Source organism: Pedobacter heparinus (assembly GCF_032678725.1).
Taxonomy (GTDB): Bacteria; Bacteroidota; Bacteroidia; order Sphingobacteriales; family Sphingobacteriaceae; genus Pedobacter; species Pedobacter heparinus_A.
On record NZ_JAVTSC010000013.1, the window covers coordinates 87,635 to 106,329 of the forward strand.

At 45.2% G+C, this 18,695-nt stretch carries 14 protein-coding genes; 1 reads left to right on the forward strand and 13 read right to left on the reverse strand.

Annotated elements, in window-relative coordinates:
- Positions 1-6: 6 nt before the first annotated feature.
- From R2Q85_RS18750 to hisG, 10 genes are all read right to left on the reverse strand, one after another.
- Positions 7-3,159 (reverse strand): SusC/RagA family TonB-linked outer membrane protein, encoded by a 3,153-nt coding sequence (locus tag R2Q85_RS18750; protein WP_316813322.1) that lies wholly within the window; start codon positions 3,157-3,159, stop codon positions 7-9.
- Between the two features lie 263 nt (positions 3,160-3,422).
- On the reverse strand, positions 3,423-4,322 hold the full coding sequence (locus tag R2Q85_RS18755; protein WP_316813323.1) for a WD40 repeat domain-containing protein: 900 nt from the start codon (positions 4,320-4,322) through the stop codon (positions 3,423-3,425).
- Positions 4,323-4,332: 10 nt separating this feature from the next.
- Complete coding sequence (gene hisIE, locus R2Q85_RS18760) at positions 4,333-4,923, reverse strand: bifunctional phosphoribosyl-AMP cyclohydrolase/phosphoribosyl-ATP diphosphatase HisIE (protein WP_316813324.1); 591 nt, start codon at positions 4,921-4,923, stop codon at positions 4,333-4,335.
- Entirely contained in the window at positions 4,920-5,675 is a 756-nt protein-coding gene (hisF, locus tag R2Q85_RS18765) for an imidazole glycerol phosphate synthase subunit HisF (protein ID WP_316813325.1), read from the reverse strand. Before hisF ends, hisIE begins: the two co-directional genes overlap by 4 nt.
- Before the next feature lie 4 nt (positions 5,676-5,679).
- Positions 5,680-6,429 (reverse strand): 1-(5-phosphoribosyl)-5-[(5-phosphoribosylamino)methylideneamino]imidazole-4-carboxamide isomerase, encoded by a 750-nt coding sequence (gene hisA, locus R2Q85_RS18770; RefSeq protein WP_316813326.1) that lies wholly within the window; start codon positions 6,427-6,429, stop codon positions 5,680-5,682.
- Position 6,430: 1 nt separating this feature from the next.
- Complete coding sequence (gene hisH / locus R2Q85_RS18775) at positions 6,431-7,024, reverse strand: imidazole glycerol phosphate synthase subunit HisH (RefSeq protein WP_316813327.1); 594 nt, start codon at positions 7,022-7,024, stop codon at positions 6,431-6,433.
- The gene (gene hisB, locus R2Q85_RS18780; RefSeq protein WP_316813328.1) at positions 7,024-8,157 is read right to left on the reverse strand and encodes a bifunctional histidinol-phosphatase/imidazoleglycerol-phosphate dehydratase HisB; all 1,134 of its coding nucleotides are present in this window, start codon (positions 8,155-8,157) and stop codon (positions 7,024-7,026) included. Before hisB ends, hisH begins: the two co-directional genes overlap by 1 nt.
- Positions 8,158-8,203: 46 nt before the next feature.
- On the reverse strand, positions 8,204-9,262 hold the full coding sequence (gene hisC / locus R2Q85_RS18785; RefSeq protein WP_316813329.1) for a histidinol-phosphate transaminase: 1,059 nt from the start codon (positions 9,260-9,262) through the stop codon (positions 8,204-8,206).
- Positions 9,263-9,390: 128 nt separating this feature from the next.
- Positions 9,391-10,683 carry a histidinol dehydrogenase gene (gene hisD, locus R2Q85_RS18790; protein WP_316813330.1) on the reverse strand — a complete coding sequence of 431 codons (1,293 nt, stop codon included), beginning with the start codon at positions 10,681-10,683 and terminating at the stop codon, positions 9,391-9,393.
- Positions 10,684-10,751: 68 nt separating this feature from the next.
- Positions 10,752-11,603 (reverse strand): ATP phosphoribosyltransferase, encoded by an 852-nt coding sequence (gene hisG, locus R2Q85_RS18795; protein ID WP_316813331.1) that lies wholly within the window; start codon positions 11,601-11,603, stop codon positions 10,752-10,754.
- 496 nt (positions 11,604-12,099) lie between these two features.
- On the opposite strand from hisG, the gene R2Q85_RS18800 reads away from it, so the two are divergent.
- Positions 12,100-13,455 (forward strand): polysaccharide lyase 6 family protein, encoded by a 1,356-nt coding sequence (locus R2Q85_RS18800; protein ID WP_316813332.1) that lies wholly within the window; start codon positions 12,100-12,102, stop codon positions 13,453-13,455.
- 15 nt (positions 13,456-13,470) lie between these two features.
- On the opposite strand, the gene R2Q85_RS18805 is transcribed toward R2Q85_RS18800, so the two are convergent.
- From R2Q85_RS18805 to R2Q85_RS18815, 3 genes are read right to left on the reverse strand one after another with little or no spacing between them, the layout of a single operon-like run.
- On the reverse strand, positions 13,471-15,786 hold the full coding sequence (locus R2Q85_RS18805; protein ID WP_316813333.1) for a polysaccharide lyase 6 family protein: 2,316 nt from the start codon (positions 15,784-15,786) through the stop codon (positions 13,471-13,473).
- 6 nt (positions 15,787-15,792) lie between these two features.
- Positions 15,793-17,073: a hypothetical protein gene (locus tag R2Q85_RS18810; RefSeq protein WP_316813334.1), complete on the reverse strand. Its 1,281-nt coding sequence runs from the start codon at positions 17,071-17,073 to the stop codon at positions 15,793-15,795.
- Positions 17,074-17,091: 18 nt separating this feature from the next.
- Complete coding sequence (locus R2Q85_RS18815) at positions 17,092-18,693, reverse strand: RagB/SusD family nutrient uptake outer membrane protein (protein ID WP_316813335.1); 1,602 nt, start codon at positions 18,691-18,693, stop codon at positions 17,092-17,094.
- Positions 18,694-18,695: the final 2 nt, after the last annotated feature.

The following is an 18,695-nucleotide window of genomic DNA, read 5'->3' on the forward strand; positions in this document are numbered from 1 at the left end:
TTTTAATTAAAGACTAACATTTAATCCGAAGGTAAAGGTTCTGACTGCAGGTACGCCAAGGTAATCTATTCCTGTAGAGCCTGAACCACCCGTTCCTCCAGCTGCGCTTACTTCAGGATCCATTCCTTTATAGTTAGTCAGGGTAAGAAGATTGGTACCCACTATTGTAGCCGACAGACCCTTAATGAATTTTGCCTTTTGGACGATATCCTTAAAGTCGTATGTTAAGGATAAGGAGCGTAATTTTAACCAGTTCACCGAGGTAATAAAGTTATAGGAATTGGCTGCGTAATTATCCCAATATCGCTGAATCATAGCTGTACCTGCAACAGTAGTAGTGCCGAAGGTATAATTTTTACCAGCTTCATAGGTTTGTTCAAAATCAGCTCCGGTAACGCTGTTCACACCGGTTACGGTAACCGATTGCCTGTCGTTTAATAAAGTTCTTTTGCTTAACCCATTTGCAACCAATGCATATTCGGTACCATTATACACATCACCGCCTTTACGAATATCGATCAGGAAGGAAAGCGAAAGCTTTTTGTATCGTAACGTGTTATTAAAACCACCAATAAAGTCTGGCTCACGGTTCCCTACAACCGGGTTGGTCGTATTTAATTTATAAACTCCGGTTGTTGGGTCAACCTGGTAACGTCCATTTGGAATTTCTGCTTTATTTGCGTCCAGTTCACGCAGATATGGCTGACCAGTCATTCCAAGGAAGAAACCGCCATTAGGAACAGATGCCGCTTTTACTGTTCCAAACTGGGCATCTGTTGGATAAAAGTAGGCTATTCCTGGAATAAAGTCGCCTAATCTGCCTTTATTGTAGGAAAAGTTAAGCATTACATCCCATGAGAAATCCTTTTGTGCTATAGGTTTGCCGGTAAGTGCTATTTCCATACCCTTGTTAATTACAGTACCGCTGTTGAGCGTGCTGAAAATAAATCCGCCGGATTGGGCCAGACGTGGTGCCCCAATTTGATTTTTTGTCTGGCTATGATAGTAGGTGTAATCTAAGCCAATACGCCCTTTCAGAAATTTGAACTCTCCACCAATTTCCCAGGAATCTTGAAGCTCAGGCTTTAAAGATGGGTTACCTGCAGCCCATTGATTGCCAACACCGATATAAGAACCAATGGTGATGGGCGGATTTGTATAGGTAGCGGTGGCATAGGGACTGGTATCTTTACCCACTGCTGCCCAGCTTGCCCTGATTTTTCCAAAAGAAAGGATATCGCTTTCCGGTAACAGCTCACTAAAGATAAATGACCCGCTCACTGAAGGATAATAATAAGAATAGTTATCTATAGACAATGTAGATGCCCAGTCATTGCGTCCGGTTACCGTTAAATAAGCAATGCTCTTATAAGAGATCCCTGCTTCTCCATAAAGGCCTACTAAACGCTTTCTGCCGGTGGCATCTGTAAAAAATTTATTGGTAGTAGCAATGTTGTTTAAACTGATGGTACCAGGGGTTGCAAAATTATATCCCCAATGGTTCTGACCTAATGTTTCCGTACTTTCGGTAGTACCACCGAACATGACGTGGGCCTCAAAGTCACCGAATGTTTTATGAAAATTGGTCATCAGGGTAGTGGTCAAGAAAGTATAGTTAACCATATTCTTGCTTAAACGGCCATTCTGATATAATTCAGCAACAGCCGAACCCGGAGCAATGTAGGTATAATCATCGGTGGTATATTGATCATAACCTAAACGGGCGGTAACATCCCACCAGCTGGCTACTTTATAATTACCACTAACACCCCCGGTAAAACGTTTGGTTTTGGATGTTAACTTATCTTGATTAATGATCCAGTAAGGATTATCCCTATCATCTTTCAAACTAAGCGTTTTCTGATAAGGACGATTTTGAGTTCCGTCTGGATTCAGATAATTTTTTATATCAAATACGGTTGGCCAACCGTATAGGGCCTGCATACTTCCTACCCCACTTCCGTATAAACCAGCAGTTGTTAAGGTCCTGTCCATATCAGCGATAGAATAAGCAACATTCGCACTTACGGTTAACTTGCCATATTTCTGCTCGCCATTAAAACGGAAAGTTGTTTTATCGTAATCTGTATTAGGAACGATACCTGACTGATTAAAATTAGATGCTGATAAATAGAATGAACCGTTTTTTGAACCGCCGGAAACATTAATATTGTTATCATATATCGCACCATTTTTAAAGAATGTCCCGATATTATCGTATGTTGGGGTAGCTGAGGTAATCGGTAGTCCCCATGATGAATAAGCGTTCAGGTCATTGAAAACACCATTAATTGCATAAGAACCCGGGCCAAACTGGGTTTGAACCTCAGGTAACTTGTTCGCTTGTGAAGTACTGAATCTGCTGCTGAAATTTACCTGGGTAACGCCTTCAACTCCCTTTTTCGTTGTGATGATCACCGCCCCATCAGCAGCCCTGGAACCATACAAAGCAGCAGCAGCAGCACCCTTTAAAACTGATAGACTTTCAATATCTTCCGGGTTAATATCCATAACTCGGTTAGAGTAGGTAGTATTGCTACGTGTTAAACCATCTGTTCCTGAATTACCGGTTACCGTAGTTGAGTTGTCATAAATAATACCATCCACAACAAATAGTGGTTGATTCGGACGACCCTCTGAAGTAGAAGTACCTCCACGGATGGTGATAGATGCTCCTGCACCTGCCGAACCGCTAAATTGGGTAACATTTACGCCCGGAACCTTACCGGCCAGGGAATTTATAACGTTGGTATTTTTATTTTTCATCAGTTCCTCTGCATTTAGCTCGGTAACCGAATAGCCTAAGGCTTTTCGTTCTTTTTTAATACCCAGCGCTGTTACCACCACTTCGCCCAGTGATTCTGCGCTTTCTTTAAGCAATACCGTCAAATTGATGTTGTCGCCCGGAGTAACATCCTGCGTGACATACCCGATATAGGTAAAACGCAGCTGATCACCTGGGGCAACCGAAATGCTGAATTTTCCAGTGGCATCAGTTTGCGTGTGGAGGTCTTTCCCCTTAACACTGACAGATACTCCAGGGAGCGGAGATTTGTCCGTGTCTAGCAATACCCTGCCGGAAATGGTCTTTTGCTGTGCCTTAACTAAGCTGGTTAGCGAAAACATGCAAATGACGAAAAAAAGTAGTGTTTTTTTCATTTGATTGGGATTTAGTTTAGAAAATATATATAAAAGAGCAAATAATTATCCACTGGAACCTTTTTTATTCCTATAACAGCTGCGTGATCAGTATTTTGTAAAAAACACCCGGTTCAGCAGGCTGATTATCAGTTTTTATGCGATGTTGGTTATAAGATTGAAATTACCACATCCAATCCGTTATTGCAAGTATTTGCAGGTATTTATTTGAACCTGCATAAATACGCAATTGGTATGTGGTTGTTGTTTAGTAAGTTACTGTATCATGCGTTAAATTCCCAAACCATTACCTGCCGGTCATCGCCGGTTGAGATCAGGTAACGGCCATCGCCGCTCCATATAAGCTTGTTGATCGAATGAAAATGACCAGGTGTGTTCTTCTCCAGGCTTAAGATCTTATACAGTTTAAAGTTCCGGCTATCCCAGAGCTTGATGCTCTTGTCCTGGCTACAGGTAGCGAAAAATGGTTCGGTAGGATGGAAGGCTATGGAGTAAATGCCAAACATATGTGCAGGAATGCTATTGCTGATGGTGTAATCCGGTAAAGTCCATACCTTTAACTGTGCGTCCCTGCTGCCCGAGATCAGGTAGCTGGAACCGGGATCATATTGCAGGGAAGTGACTGGTAAACTATGATCTTTCAATTCCGTGATCAGCGTGTAATCTTCTGAATTGTATATTCTGATGATTCCATCTTTACACCCTAGTGCCACCTCTTTTTCATCATTGCTAACTGCAATCACGCGCACCGTATTTTGTATCACCGGAAAGTGATACAGTAAAGAGAAGTCCTTTAATGACCATACGGCAACCATTCCGTCCTCTCCGGTGCTGATCAGTTCATTTTTATACGCAATTATTTTTACGTCAAATACAGCCTTCTGGTGGTAGCTCAAGGTGCTCAGTATTTTCTCCTGCATGACGTCAAATACCAGGATCAGGCCACTTCTTTGTGCTACAAACAAAAGATTATCGTGGCGCTGCATGGCGTATACCGAACTTTGTACCGGCAGTAATACTTTTACGAAGGCCATCGTGGCCAGCGACCATTCTACCACGCCCTTATCATTCCCCGCACTATAAAATGTAGCCGCTTTGGCCGCATTGGCTAATGCATAAATTGGGTTTTGATGCCCGCTAAGGGTGTGCAGATGCGTGATCATAAATTTTATACTATTTCTTATGCCTGCCTTCCAGGTTTAAACCGATATCCGCAAGGGTCTTTCCTTTTTCCCTCAACAATACCAGCAAGTGGAAGATCAGGTCAGAACTTTCATTCACAAAATCAACATCTGTCTCATTTAATGCCGCAATTACGGTTTCCACACCCTCTTCGCCCACTTTTTGCGCTATTTTATTTAATCCTTTTGCACGCAGCTTGTTTACATATGATTCCTCAGCAGGATTATCGTAGCGATCCGCAATGATCTGCTCCAGTTCAAAAATAAAGTTCTGATTGTAGCCGGTTTTAAAGCAGCTGCGCGAACCCGTATGGCAGGTAGGGCCAACAGGGCTGGCTTTGATCAATATCGTATCGTTGTCGCAATCGATATGCGTTTCCTTTACAAAAAGGAAGTTGCCACTTTCCTCGCCCTTGGTCCAGAGCCTGTTTTTACTGCGCGAAAAGAACGTTACTTTTCCTTCTGCCTGTGTTTTGTCCCAGGCTTCCTGGTTCATATAACCCAGCATCAACACTTCCAGGGTCTGTACATCCTGTATAATAACAGGAACCAAACCCTGTGTTTTTTCGAAATCTATAGTCATAACCTTACCGGTATGTTTTGTTTTTTTAATTCTTCTTTTAAAACCGGAATAGGGATCTCCCCGAAGTGAAAAACCGAAGCCGCCAATGCTGCATCTACACCCGTTTGTAAAAATACTTCCGTAAAATGTTCCATTTTGCCTGCACCACCCGAGGCAATTACAGGAATGTTGATGGAACGGGCAACTTTATCCAGCAACAGGCAATCAAAGCCGTTCTTGGTGCCATCATGGTCCATGGAGGTCAGTAAGATCTCACCGGCGCCTAAACCCTCCGCACTAAGGATCCAGTCTTCGGTTTCCAGTTCTGTAATTAACCTGCCGCCGTTTAAATGTACCATATTGCGGCCATTTACCAGTTTGGTATCTACTGCAACCACTACAAACTGCACCCCAAAAGCCTTAGCCAGTTCTTCAATCAGCTGGGGGTTCCGCACTGCTGCCGAGTTGATGCTGATCTTGTCTGCACCCGCATTCAGTAAAGCTTCCGCATCAGCAACCGTAGTAATGCCGCCGCCAATGGTAAAAGGAATATTTAGCTGCCGGGCAACGGCCTTCACCATATCTATGGTAGTACCCCTGCGCTCATGTGTTGCGGTGATGTCTAAGAAAACCAGTTCATCGGCACCTTGCCGGGCATATTGCCAGGCCAGTTCTACCGGATCGCCGGCATCCTTTAAATCTACAAAATTTACGCCTTTAACTGTCCGCCCATCCTTTACGTCCAGGCAGGGAATGATCCGTTTACTTAACATCAGCTTACAGGGAAGTCATTTGCTTTAAATTCCACTCCTTGATCTGGTCTATCGTGATCCTGTTTTCGTAAATGGCCTTTCCAACCACAACCGAACGGATGTCATATTTATCCAGCTCCTCAATGTCTTTCATAGAACTTACCCCGCCAGAAGCGATCAGCTTAATAAAAGGGGAATGCTCCAGCAGTTTTTTATACAGCTCTACAGCCGCTCCGCCCAGTTTGCCATCCTTGTTGATGTCCGTACACAGGAACCTGAAAAAGCCCAGTTGCAGGCATTTGTCCACGTAATCCATCAATTTAATCGGCGAGCTTTCCATCCAGCCTGAATATTTGATCACCTCGTCCAGTACATCGATGGCAATCACAATGCGGTTGGCATAATCGTATTTCTTGCCTACTTCGGTACTCAGTTCCTGTAAAAAGTCAGGATTGGTAATGGCCTGCGTGCCTACAATTACCCGGTGGATACCCGCGTCCAGCAGGTCGGTAACCTGTTTAATGGTACGGATCCCGCCGCCATACTGCACCCGCATGTCTGTCTTTTTGATCACTTCAAACAAAGCTTTCTGGTTGCTGAAATCTCCTTTAGCCCCATTTAAGTCAATGATATGTATAAATTCTGTACCATTAGAGCGGTAGGTCTCTATCATTTCAGCGATGGAAACGTCGTATACGGTTTTCTGGTTGTAATCGCCTTCTGTTAAGCGGACTACCTTTCCATCTAAAATATCAATTGCAGGAATAATATACATTTTACTGTTTTAAGTTTGAAAAATTCTTTAATAAACGCTCTCCGGCGGCACCAGATTTCTCCGGGTGAAATTGTACGCCGTAGAAATTGTCTTTTTGCACCGCTGCAGAAAAGGGCATCCCGTAATTTGCAGTTGCGATGTCAAAAGTAGCGTTATATTCAATAAAGTACGAATGCACAAAATAAAATTGTGTACCCTCTTCAACACCTTCAAAGAGCAAATTGTTTTTCGGGCTGATGTTATTCCATCCCATATGCGGGATCTTAATCCCTTGATCCTTATTGAATAACCTCGTTTTTACAGGTACGATGTCCATTAAAACGGCATCACCTTCTTCAGAATGTTCGGTTAACAACTGCATGCCCACACAAATGCCCAGTACCGGCTTTTTTAAAGCCTTAATAGGCCTTACCAGGCCGGTCTGCTCCAGCTTTTTCATCGCAGCACCGGCATGCCCAACCCCGGGGATGATGATGTGGGTATATTTATCCAGATCGGCCTCCGTGTTCACCATGCCATAAGGCAGGGCCAGCCTGTCCAATGCCGATGTCAGCGAAAAGATATTACCAGCCCCATAATTTACAATTCCAATCATTACAATACCCCTTTAGTACTCGGTAAGACTAACTTATCCGGATCCCGTTTAATCGCTACTTTAATCGCTTTGGCAAAAGCCTTAAATATAGCTTCAATTTTATGATGTTCGTTGTCCCCTTCCGCTTTTATATTTAAATTGCACCTGGCGGCATCGCTAAAAGATTTAAAGAAGTGGTAGAACATTTCCGTTGGCATATCACCCACTTTTTCGCGTTTAAATTCCGCATCCCACACGATCCATGCCCGGCCACCAAAATCAATAGCTGCCTGTGCCAGGCAATCGTCCATAGGCAAACAAAAGCCATAGCGTTCCAGGCCAAGCTTATTGCCAATGGCCTTTGCGAAAGCCTCCCCTAAGGCAATACCTGTATCCTCAATGGTATGGTGCTCGTCAATATGCAGGTCGCCATCGGTTTTAATGCGCAGGTCAATACTGCCGTGGCGGGCAATCTGGTCCAGCATATGGTCAAAAAAGTTCAGGCCCGTATGGATCTCAGCCTTTCCGGTGCCATCCAGGTCAATGTCAATACTGATCTTGGTTTCATTCGTATTGCGCTCATGGTGTACCATCCGGCTGCCTGCCCTTAAAAAGGTGTAGATATCCACCCAGTCCTGGGTCTGCAGGGCAATCACCTCAGCCAGCGTATCCGCTTTCTCCAATACCTCATTCGCCCCAAGCAGGTCATTGTTGCGCAGCCAGATGGCTTTTGCACCCAGGTTTTTAGCCAGGATCACATCATTGATGCGGTCTCCGATCACAAATGAATTTGCGAGGTCATAGCCCTCCGCTAAAAAATGCTGCAATAAACCTGTATTTGGTTTCCGGGTAGGCGCATTTTCATGGGCAAAGGTTTTGTCAATGATCACTTCATTAAAAACAACACCTTCATTTTCAAAAGTTTTCATAATGAAGTTGTGCACCGGCCAGAAGTTTTCCTCAGGATGCGAAGCTGTGCCCAATCCGTCCTGGTTGGTCACCATGACCAAATCATAATCCAGCTCCTTAGCTATCTTCGATAAATAATAAAGCGATCTGGGATAAAACTCCAGCTTGGCAAAGGAATCGATCTGTTCATCCTCCGGTTCGGTGATCAGGGTGCCGTCCCTGTCTATAAATAATACTTTCTTCATTATTTTGTGATTGTCCCCATCATTCCAAAATTACGGGTGTTCAAATTTAAAGCGTTTTAAGCGTTTCTAACAATGTTTTATTTTCGTCGGGCGTTCCTATCGTGATCCGGAGACAGCCTTCGCAGAGTGTAACCTTAGAGCGGTCCCTGATGATGATCCCGTTTTCTACCAATGCGTTATAGGTGTTCAACGCATCATCTACTTCGATTAGTATGAAATTTGCGTCCGAAGGATGTACTTTTTTAACCATGGGCAGGGCAGCCAGTGCATTGCCCAGGCTTTCCCTTTCAGCAACAGTTGCTTTGATCCATTCGTTTACCTGCTCAATGTTCTTCAGTGCATCCAGGGCAATGTCCTGTGTGGCCTGGTTAATGTTGTAAGGTGGCTTTACTTTATTCAGCACATCAATTACCGGGCGGGTAGCAAAAGCCATTCCCAAACGCAGCGCAGCCAATCCCCAGGCTTTAGAGAAAGTTTGCAGTACCACCAGGTTCGGGTATTCGGTTAGCTCTTTGATAAAAGTACGCTGTTTGGCATAATTGATATAAGCTTCGTCAATCACCACCAATCCGTTAAAATTGGCCAGTACGGTCTCGATATCGGTACGAACGATCGAGTTTCCGGTAGGGTTATTTGGCGAGCAGATGAAAATCAGTTTGGTGTATTCATCAATGGCTTCGGCAATGCCTTCCAGGTCCAGCTGAAAGCTGGGCAGCAGGTTCACTTTGCGTACTTCAACATTATTGATGCCCGCTGAAACCTCGTACATACCATAAGTTGGCGGAAGGATGACCACATTGTCCTGTCCCGGCTCGCAAAAAGCCCTGAACAAGAGGTCTATGGCTTCATCGCTGCCATTCCCTAAAAATGTGTTTTCAATAGGCACCCCTTTAATTTTGCTGATGGCATCTTTCAGGTCCAGCTGCAATGGATCAGGATACCGGTTATAATTCTTTGCCGGGGCTGTATCTGTACTGCGCGGAGAGCCATAACTGTTCTCATTGGCATCCAGAAATATACTGGCCTGGCCTTTATATTCGTCCCTGGCGGTAGAGTAGGGGCGAAGGTTTCTGATGTTTTCTCTTTGTAATTTATTAATATCCATTTTATTCAGATTTGCCGTCATCTCGAACGAAGAGAGAGATCTTTAGAACTAAGCTAAACAAGAGATCTCTCTCTTCGTTCGAGATGACGGGTGTATTAAACTTATTTCAATCTAATACCAATACAATTTCAATTTAATGATTTTAAACGAATGCTTACTGCATTTTTGTGGGCGTCCAGCCCTTCAGCAGCGGCAAGCACTTCAACCGTATTTCCTATATGCTGCAAACCCTGCGGCGTGATGTGCTGAAAGGTGATCTTCTTCATAAACGAATCCATCGATACGCCCGAATACGCCCTGGCGTAACCGCTGGTAGGCAGGGTATGGTTGGTTCCGGAAGCATAATCGCCGGCACTTTCCGGTGTTAAATTTCCTAAAAATACCGATCCTGCATTGCTGATCAGCGGGATCAGCCGCTCAAAGCTATCCGTAGCAAGGATGAGGTGTTCCGGTGCATACACATTGCTGAATTTCATCCCTTCTTCCAGGTCTTCCACCAGCACGGCATAAGAGTTTTCAATGGCCTTTGCTGCAAATGCTGCCCTGGGAAGTACCTGCAGCTGCAGCGCCAGTTGCTCCATGACCTCATCTATAGTTTTACTTGAGGTGGCAACCAAAATGGTCTGAGAATCAATTCCATGCTCTGCCTGAGCTAAAAGATCTGAAGCGATGTATGACGGAATGGCAGTCTCATCAGCAAGCACCAGCACCTCAGATGGGCCTGCCGGCATGTCTATTGCCGTCATGGTATTTCCCTGTATCAGTTGCTTGGCCTGGGTTACATACCTGTTGCCTGGTCCAAACACCTTGTCTACCTTCGGTACACTTGCTGTTCCGTAAGCCATGGCTGCTACAGCCTGGGCACCACCCACCAGGTAAATCCTTTCTATACCCAGCAATGTGGCCACATAGGCCAGGTAACAATTGGCTTTGCCATCTTTTTGCGGCGGAGAGCAAACCACAATCTCTTTACAGCCCGCCAGTACGGCCGGAATACCAAGCATCAGGAAGGTGCTGGGTAAAACTGCAGTTCCACCAGGGATATACAGACCAACCCGTTCAATAGCCCTGGTTTCGCGCCAGCAGGTCACTCCCGGCATGGTTTCTACCTTGTCCTCCCGCTGCAGTTGCGAAGCGTGGAAGGTTTTGATGTTCCGGTAAGCGGTATCAATGGCAGCTTTCGCCTCAGCAGGAATGGTAGCCGCAATGGTGTTGATCTCCTGCTGATCCATAAAAAGCTGCTCCAGCCGGATCTGATCAAAAGAAAGCGCATAATCAAACAAGGCCTTATCACCCTCCGTCTTTACCCTTGCCACGATGGATTTTACGCTTTCCTGTATGCTTACATCGTCTTCCAGCTGTCGCAAACAGATTTCTTCAACTTCTTGTTTAGTTAAATCTTTATAACTGTAGGTTTTCAATGTTTTATGATTTAGTATTAACTAATAGTTAATGGTAAAACAGACGTTTTTTTGTTAAAAATCAGGACTTAAGCAATGATCTTCTCAATGGGCATCACTACAATCCCTTCGGCCCCGGCGGCTTTCAGACTGTTGATCTTTTCCCAGAAATCATATTCCGCAATTACCGAATGCACCGCTACCCAGTCTTCATCAAACAGTGGCACAACCGTCGGGCTCTTTACACCCGGCAGCAGGTCTACTATTTTTTGGAGGTTACTTTTTGCCACGTTCAATACCACGTATTTGGTTTCTTTCGCACGCAATACTGACTTAATTCTTTGCAGCAGTTCCTGAACTTCAGGCAGCAGTTCTGATCCGGCTTTACCGATCAGTACCGCTTCAGATTTCATCACTTCCGAGAAAGGTTTCAGCCCATTGCTTTTCAATGTTCCGCCGGTAGAAACGATATCGCAGATCGCATCGCTCAGCCCCAGGCCCGGACCAATCTCCACCGAACCGGAAATGGTGCGCACTTCCGCATCAACATGATTGTCTTTCAGGTATTTTTCCAGGATCACCGGATAGGAGGTGGCAATCGCTTTGCCAGCCAGCTGGGCAATTTCTGTGATCGGGCTTTCATTGGGAATGGCAATTTTAAGGGTACATTTACCAAAGCCCAGTTTTTGCAGGTAAGTCACCTGTGCCCCGGCCTCAACGATTACGTTTTCACCAACAATGCCCAGGTCGGCAATTCCATCCTGTACATATTCAGGAATGTCATCATCTCTCAAAAAAAGGATCTCTAAAGGGAAATTGGTAACTGTTGAAATTAAGGAGCTTTTGTAGTTCTCGAAAGATAAACCACAATTTTTAAGGATCTCTACTGATTTTTCGTTTAATCTACCCGATTTCTGGATAGCTATTTTAAGTGTTTTCACGCTTTGCTTTTAGAATTATTGAATTGAACAGGAAAATAAGGTCGGAAACAAGTTTTGAAGTACAAAACATTACATATACATCGCCAATTGGCGATGGTGCAAATGTAAGTGATGGTTCAAAATTAAGTTCATAATCTTATTAAAGTCCTTTTATCAATAACGGCTAGCATCTTGATGGTGCTGCAAAGATAAGTATTGAGTTGGCAATTACAAAATTAAAAAATAACCGTTCTCTTCTGCGGCTGCATAATTTTAGTTTTTTCTTAGGAAAAAACTAAAAAGACGCTATGCCGCTTCAGAGAAGGTAATTTTTAAGTTAACTTACAATACACCCTGCTTGACAGAAAAATTACCTTCTCTGAAGCGGCATAGCACCTTTTGGCTCCCTTCAGAGCCAAATTGTGCAGCCGCAGAAGAGAACGGTTATTTTTGATTTGGTTAACCAATTTATTGGTGCTATATTTGGTTAACCAATTTAAACCTTATTGTCTGCGTCATGATGATCCTATTCCCTTCTTCAAAAAAGTTAACACTTTGCAGCATGCTTTTCCTGCTGTTTCTGGGCAATGCCTGTTCTGCCAAAAAAACTTTGGAATATCCGGTACCGGATGTGCGTACAAGCATTTATAAAATTAAAAATGCAGATGAACTGAATGCGCTGAAACTGCTGCCAGGCGATACCGTAATGTTGCGTACCGGCGAATGGAAAAGCCAGCTGCTACACTTTAAAGGCCGGGGAAGCGCCGGAAAACCCATTGTATTAATGGCCGAACAAGCCGGAAAGGTCATTCTTAAGGGCAACAGTAACCTTAAAATAGATGGCGACTGGCTATTGGTAGATGGTCTTTCTTTTAAAGACGGTTATTCTTTAAAGGATGATGTGATCCTGTTTACCAAAACCGCAACCAACTGCCGCTTAACCAATACCAGCATTGAAAACTATAACCCGGTAAATAAAGACACGGATTATAAATGGATCTCTTTGTACGGGACGCGTAACCGGGTTGATCATTGTGCACTAACCGGTAAAACCCATTCCGGCACTACGCTGGTGGTCTGGCTTAGTGATCAGCCCAACCATCATGAAATAGACCACAACTATTTTGGCCCCCGTCCGCCACTGGGCGTAAATGGGGGAGAGACCATCAGGATCGGAACCAGTACCTGGTCTATGTCCGATTCGTATACCACAGTCAGCCACAATATTTTCGACAAATGTGACGGGGAGGTAGAAATCATCTCCATCAAATCCGGCCACAATACCATTAACCATAACCTGTTTTATGAATGCGAAGGCACAGTTACCTTCAGACATGGCAACAACAATGAAGTAAGTTATAATTATTTCATGGGCAACGATAAAAACAATACCGGCGGGATCAGGATAATCGGGGAAAACCAGAAAGTGCAGCACAACCATTTGCAGTCATTGGCGGGCCGGACCTTAAGGGCGGCAATTACCGTAATGAACGGCGTTGAAAAACCCGAACTGCACGAATATTTCCAGGTAAAAAATGCATTGATCAGCGGTAATATCATTACGCAATGCCGCGAGGCTTTTGTATTCGGGGCCGGGAAAGATGAAAAGAATACCGTAGTGCCGGATGGAGTTACCCTGGCCAGCAACTATGTGACCAACCCGGGGAGCCTGCTGATCCTAAAAGACCAGCCCCTCCACCTTAAGCTGGAAAATAACCAGGTGGCCGGAGCAGCGCCTTTACCAGGCTTTGTTAAAATGGATGCTGAACTGGTAAAAGCATATGGGATATGGCAGCTCAAAACGGAGCAGAAAAAACCTTTCTGGCTGGAAACAGCGATAGGGCCAGCCTGGCAGCCAGCCCCGGTCTTTTAAAGCACTGGTCTATCCTTATTGGCTTATACCAACAGGCAATTGATCATTTGCAAGCGGGGCATTGCCCAGCCATTTGAAATTCAGCCTTTCCGGGCTCGCATAAACTGGTTTTACCTGGTAAATATGTGCGCCTGCAGCTTTATTGTAAAAAGATTCGATCTTACCCGATGCATAAAAATTACAATAATCCACCAGGATATCATCCCATCTGTATTCCTGGAAAAGAATGGCCCTTCCACCTTGTCCGCTATAAGAAAAACTGCTGTTGGTTACCGAGGCCTGCTGTGCGCCAATCAGCCTGACCACCGTTCCCTGCTCCCGGTTTTCCACTTCATTAAAAGTGCAGTGGTCAATGCTTACAAATGGGCCCAATGTGCTCTCGTCATTCCCTCCGCGATAAATGTTGATGGCGGTACTCAGCAGGTTGGTAAAGGTACAGTTCCTAACTACCGTATATTCTGCATTGTACATCCCTTTATCGTCTTTTTCTGCGGCCAGGTCCAGTCCCGAACCCGACATGTGGTGAAAGATGGAATTGGTCACCACCAGGCTATCCGCAAAGCTGCCTTTTGAAGCCTTAAACCCGCTGTTGCTGCTTTCATTAAAGTCATAAAATTCACAATTGTCTATGTTTAAACGATAAGGCCGGTTCATCGCCTGGTCCGTCGAGCGGATGCCCGCATCAACAGCCGCAAAACTTTCATAAGAACCTTTAAAAGCGATACCGCTGATGAATAAGTCTCCGCCATTTGCTATCGTAATAAAAGCAGGTAATGACTGATCAGCGGCATTGACCAATACCGGCCTGCGCTTCAGGTTCCTGGCCGCCATCAGCACCAGTGGTTTGCTGATCCTGAGCTCTTCCTTTAGCTTATAATAACCGCTTTCCGAGAAAACCAAGGTGTCTAAAGGAAGTGCAGCAGCAATAATGCCGGCAATTTCCCCGCTCTGGGCTATCCCTACACTAAACCGTTTAGGCAGGCGCAGCGGCAATACAGGGCCTGGTCTGTACCATGCCGCACCTGCAGATTCTTTCCCGATCAGGGGCAGCTTTTTCAGGTCCGCGCCATAGCACACATCGTAAGGAAGCTCAAACCCTTTAATTTTAAGGGTTTTTACCTTCGTCTTTTGAAAACCCTCAGGTACCCTTCCGCTAAAACTTTCTCCCAGTCCGTTAGCGGCAAACACAATTCCCTTGTCGTTATTGGCATCCGTATACACCTGGTCATTCCGGGTTAAGACCAGGTTGTTTTTAAAGGAAACATTTTCGGGGGCCAGGGTACGTTCTGCATCTTTGCCCGCACCAAACAAAATACTTTCACTATAGCAGAAAGTGTTGTGGCTGATCTCAGCGTCCTTTACCTGGTAATACCTGTTGATCAGCGAATTCGGTACCCCATTTAAAACCGAAAGCGCAGACCTGAAATTGTTGCCCCGCAACTGCCAGAAAACATTGTTGATGACTTTCTGCCTGGGATTGATCACGCGTACCCCCCCGGTGAAGGGTTTGTTGTTGCCGATAAAAAAGTTGCCCTCCACGACATTTCCAGATCCATGCCTCAGTACCAGGCCACCCTCACATTCAAAAAAAGTATTGAAACTGACCTGGTTTTCTCCTGATTTAATGGAAACGATCTCCACTTCGCCATTACAGCGCTCAAAATAATTGTACCTGATCTTTGTGCCTGATGCGGTCAGTGAATACCTGGAAACCCCGATCCGGATGGTTTCACCGCCATTGGAACCGAAACGCTGACGGCCTTTGAAATAATTGCTGTCTATGCTGTGGTTGTTCTGTCGGCTCCGCTCATCATCAAGTTCTGCAATGATGACCGGCCCGGAATTCAGTTTGTTCACAAATGTGGAGTGATCAATCCTGTTGTTTTTTCCATACAAGGTGATCCAGGTATCGCTCCTGAACCTTTCCGGATGACTGTAATCTTCAATCACAATGCCGCTCAGCCTGCAATGATTGGCCAGCTTGTCCTTACTGATCCGGAAAGAGAGTACCTCGCGCTTAGGGCTATAGCCATTTTTAAAATGAAAGCCTTTCAGCAGCAGATATTCGCCGGCCAGCTGAAGGTAAGACTGCCCGCTGAAAACCACACCCCCGGGCGTTTGCGGCATAATGGTAACCGGTGCCAGGGCTGTTCCTTTTCCCTCCAGCTGTATGGCCGCATTGTTCCATTCCCTGTCTTTTAAATAGACCACATCGCCCGGCTTTGCTTTGGCTACTGCTGCTTTCAAAGCTTCAGGACTATCCACAATTACCTGCCTGGCCATGCCCTGCAGACTGAACAAGAACAACAAAGAGAAAAAGAGTTTTTTCATGACCAGTTATTTAGCTACAAGGATGTCAAATTTCATGGTGGATACTGCGGCAGAACTGCCAATGCTAACCGCTTTAGCCCTTAACAGCTGGTTGGTAAATGTGCCGTCAGCTTCAGGCACCCTGATCCATACCAGGTAAGCATTGGTTAAATTAAAAGCATTCGCAGCAGGCGCGGCAGCATCATATTTCACTGTACTGCTGGCTGGGGCCAGGATGCTTCCAAAGAAAGCATCTTCCAGGTCGGTAATGCTGTTGTTGTTAAAAGCGGTATAGATCCGGTCAGCATCGGCAGTGCCAGGAATCAGTGTCCTGAATTTTGTGGCCTTAAGGTCTGCCGCATCCGGTTCCCATATCAAAGTATTGCATTTGTAGTTTTTCGCAATGGAAGCAGTATTGGCAGGGCTATAAATGGTAAATACAAAAGTGCTGGAGCAATAAGTCACAAAATCCAGGCTTTTCTCTTGTCCGCTGATGCTGCAGGTCCCGGTTATTCCCCCTGTTTCCCCAAAGAAGAAGCTGCTGGCAGAAGGTGCTGCTGCGGTTCCGTTGGCCATCATCAGCAGGTCTTTGTACAGCGTGAATTTTTTTAAGGGGATATTGATCGTAGCCGCTGCTTTCAAATCAAATTTATCCGTAACCACCACCTTTAAATTGCCGGCGTTTTTACGGTAGGTATACACATAGTTCAGGTTATAGGTCTTGTCATTATTGGGCAGGTCTATCTTGTTCACCAAAACAAAGCTGCCCTGGTAATCGTCAAAAATTTCAATCAACTTCAGGCCATTCTCCGAGCTGGCCTTTCCTGTAATGGTAATTTTATCGGTTGCATCAGGCAGCAGGCTCACCGGAACATCTTCCAGTTTGGGCAGTGGCGGGGTAAAGGCCGTCAGTTTGATAAAGCCTTCAAATGAAGTATTGTCTAAATGCTTTACCATTACCCTGATGCCGCTAACCTGGGTTAACTTTGCCGATGCATAACTGGCCGGAGGGATACTGAATTTGTAATTGCTGCTGCTGCCCTCAGCCGGTTTGCCGATATAGATCAGCGAATCTGTCGTATTGCTCCTTACCAGATAGCAATAAATGAGTTTTATACCCGCGGGGGAATTCAGTTCTCCATTCAGTTCAGCTTCCGGGCTGAGCTGTTTTGTGGCCGTATTGTAACTGAACTCCTTAGTGCTGAAGCTGTCAGGACTGGAGGTAGCAACTTTGTCCTTTTTACAGCTTTGCAGAAAAACTGCCGCAAGCATCAGGACAAGTATACCAAGGTTGTTTATAGCTTTCATATCCAATTTTTTTGAGGGTTAATAACCCGGATTTTGAACAATTTTAATCTGGTCGTTTGCATCCAGCTCACGCTGCGGAATGGGCAGCAGCAGTTTTTCAGGGGTTAAATTGGCCTGCAGCTCTGCCAAAGTAAAAGCTGGCCTGTAAGCTTTGTAATGCGAATCAAACTCCAGTGCGAAATGGTTTTTAATCACCGCAACCGCTTGTCCGGTCCGTACCAGGTCAAAAAAGCGCTGGTTTTCAAAAGCAAATTCAAGCCTTCTTTCATTCAGTAAAGCCGTTAAAAACTGGGCCGGTGTATGGATGGCATTGGCACTCCCATCTGTGAGGTATTTGTAAAAGCCAGCATTGAAGTCGCCACTTGTATCATCTGTAGCTCCGGCCCTGGCCCTTACCTCATTGATCAGGTTCACACTTGCAGGTCCAAATCCCAGGGCTTCAGCTTTCATCAGCAGCACATCAGAGAAGCGGAGTACCGGAAAGTCATTTTCCGCATCGAATTTAACCAGTACCGGTGAAATGAATTTTTTAACATAGAGTTTAGCCGAATATTTGGCCATGGTCACTGCTTTTCTGGCATCAACCGGCCCTGTAGCAGGTGTTTTATAAGTTACATCCAGCTCATTGGTAGGGAAATTGTAGCCGCTGCCATCCCCGTTTACAATGGCGCTGCCACTAGAAGTAGGGGCAAAGTTGTTGGCCATTAAATTGCCAAGGCCAAGGCCGCCGGCTTTAAATCTTACCGCAAACAGGATTTCCTTATTCATCTCATTGTTGATGGAAAACACATCAGCGAATGCACTCAGCATGCCATGACCACTGTTGCTGATCACATCCTCCAGTAAAGGCAAAGCACTTGCTGCGCGGTTGGTGCTCAGGTAAACTTTGGCCAGTAAGGCTTTGGCAGCCCATGAGCTGGCACGGCCGGCATCAGGATTGGTTGCGGCAGCATAAGGAGCCTGCGAAAGCAGGTCTTTCGCCGCCAGCAGATCTGCAGTGATCAGCTGATAACATTCCGCTACCGGTGTCCTGGTAATTTTCTTGGATTGCTCCGGATCAACCGGTTCTGTGATCAGGAACACATCGCCATATAACCTGACCAGGTTAAAGTAGTGATAAGCACGCAGGAACAAGGCTTCTCCGGCCAGCTGGTTTTTCTGCTGTACACTCATCTGTGCAGTTCCTTCGCCAACAGTAGTTTGTCCGCCGGCATAGCTCACCCCAAGGCTTTTCAATACATAATTGATCGAACGCAGGTTTTTGTAAGTAACCAGCCAGTACTGATATACCTTGTCATGAGCCGAGTTTAAAGTGAACATATCCAGTTCATTGAACTCAAAATTAATGGCTGCCGAGCTGTTGGCTACACCTTGCTTGGAATTGTCCGTACGCAGGTCGGTCAGCATCCACTCAAATTCCAGGGGCTTTTGCAAACCGTTGTAACTCCCGGTAAGCGCAGCTTTGGTCTCTTCGTAATTTCTGTAAAAAGCATTTACCCCGATATTGGAAATGGGATCAATGTCAATAATTTTATTACAGGCACTTGCACCTATAAGAAGCATGATCCCTGCAGTGAGGTATTTAAAGCTTTTCATCTGATCATTTTTTAAGTATCTCATGA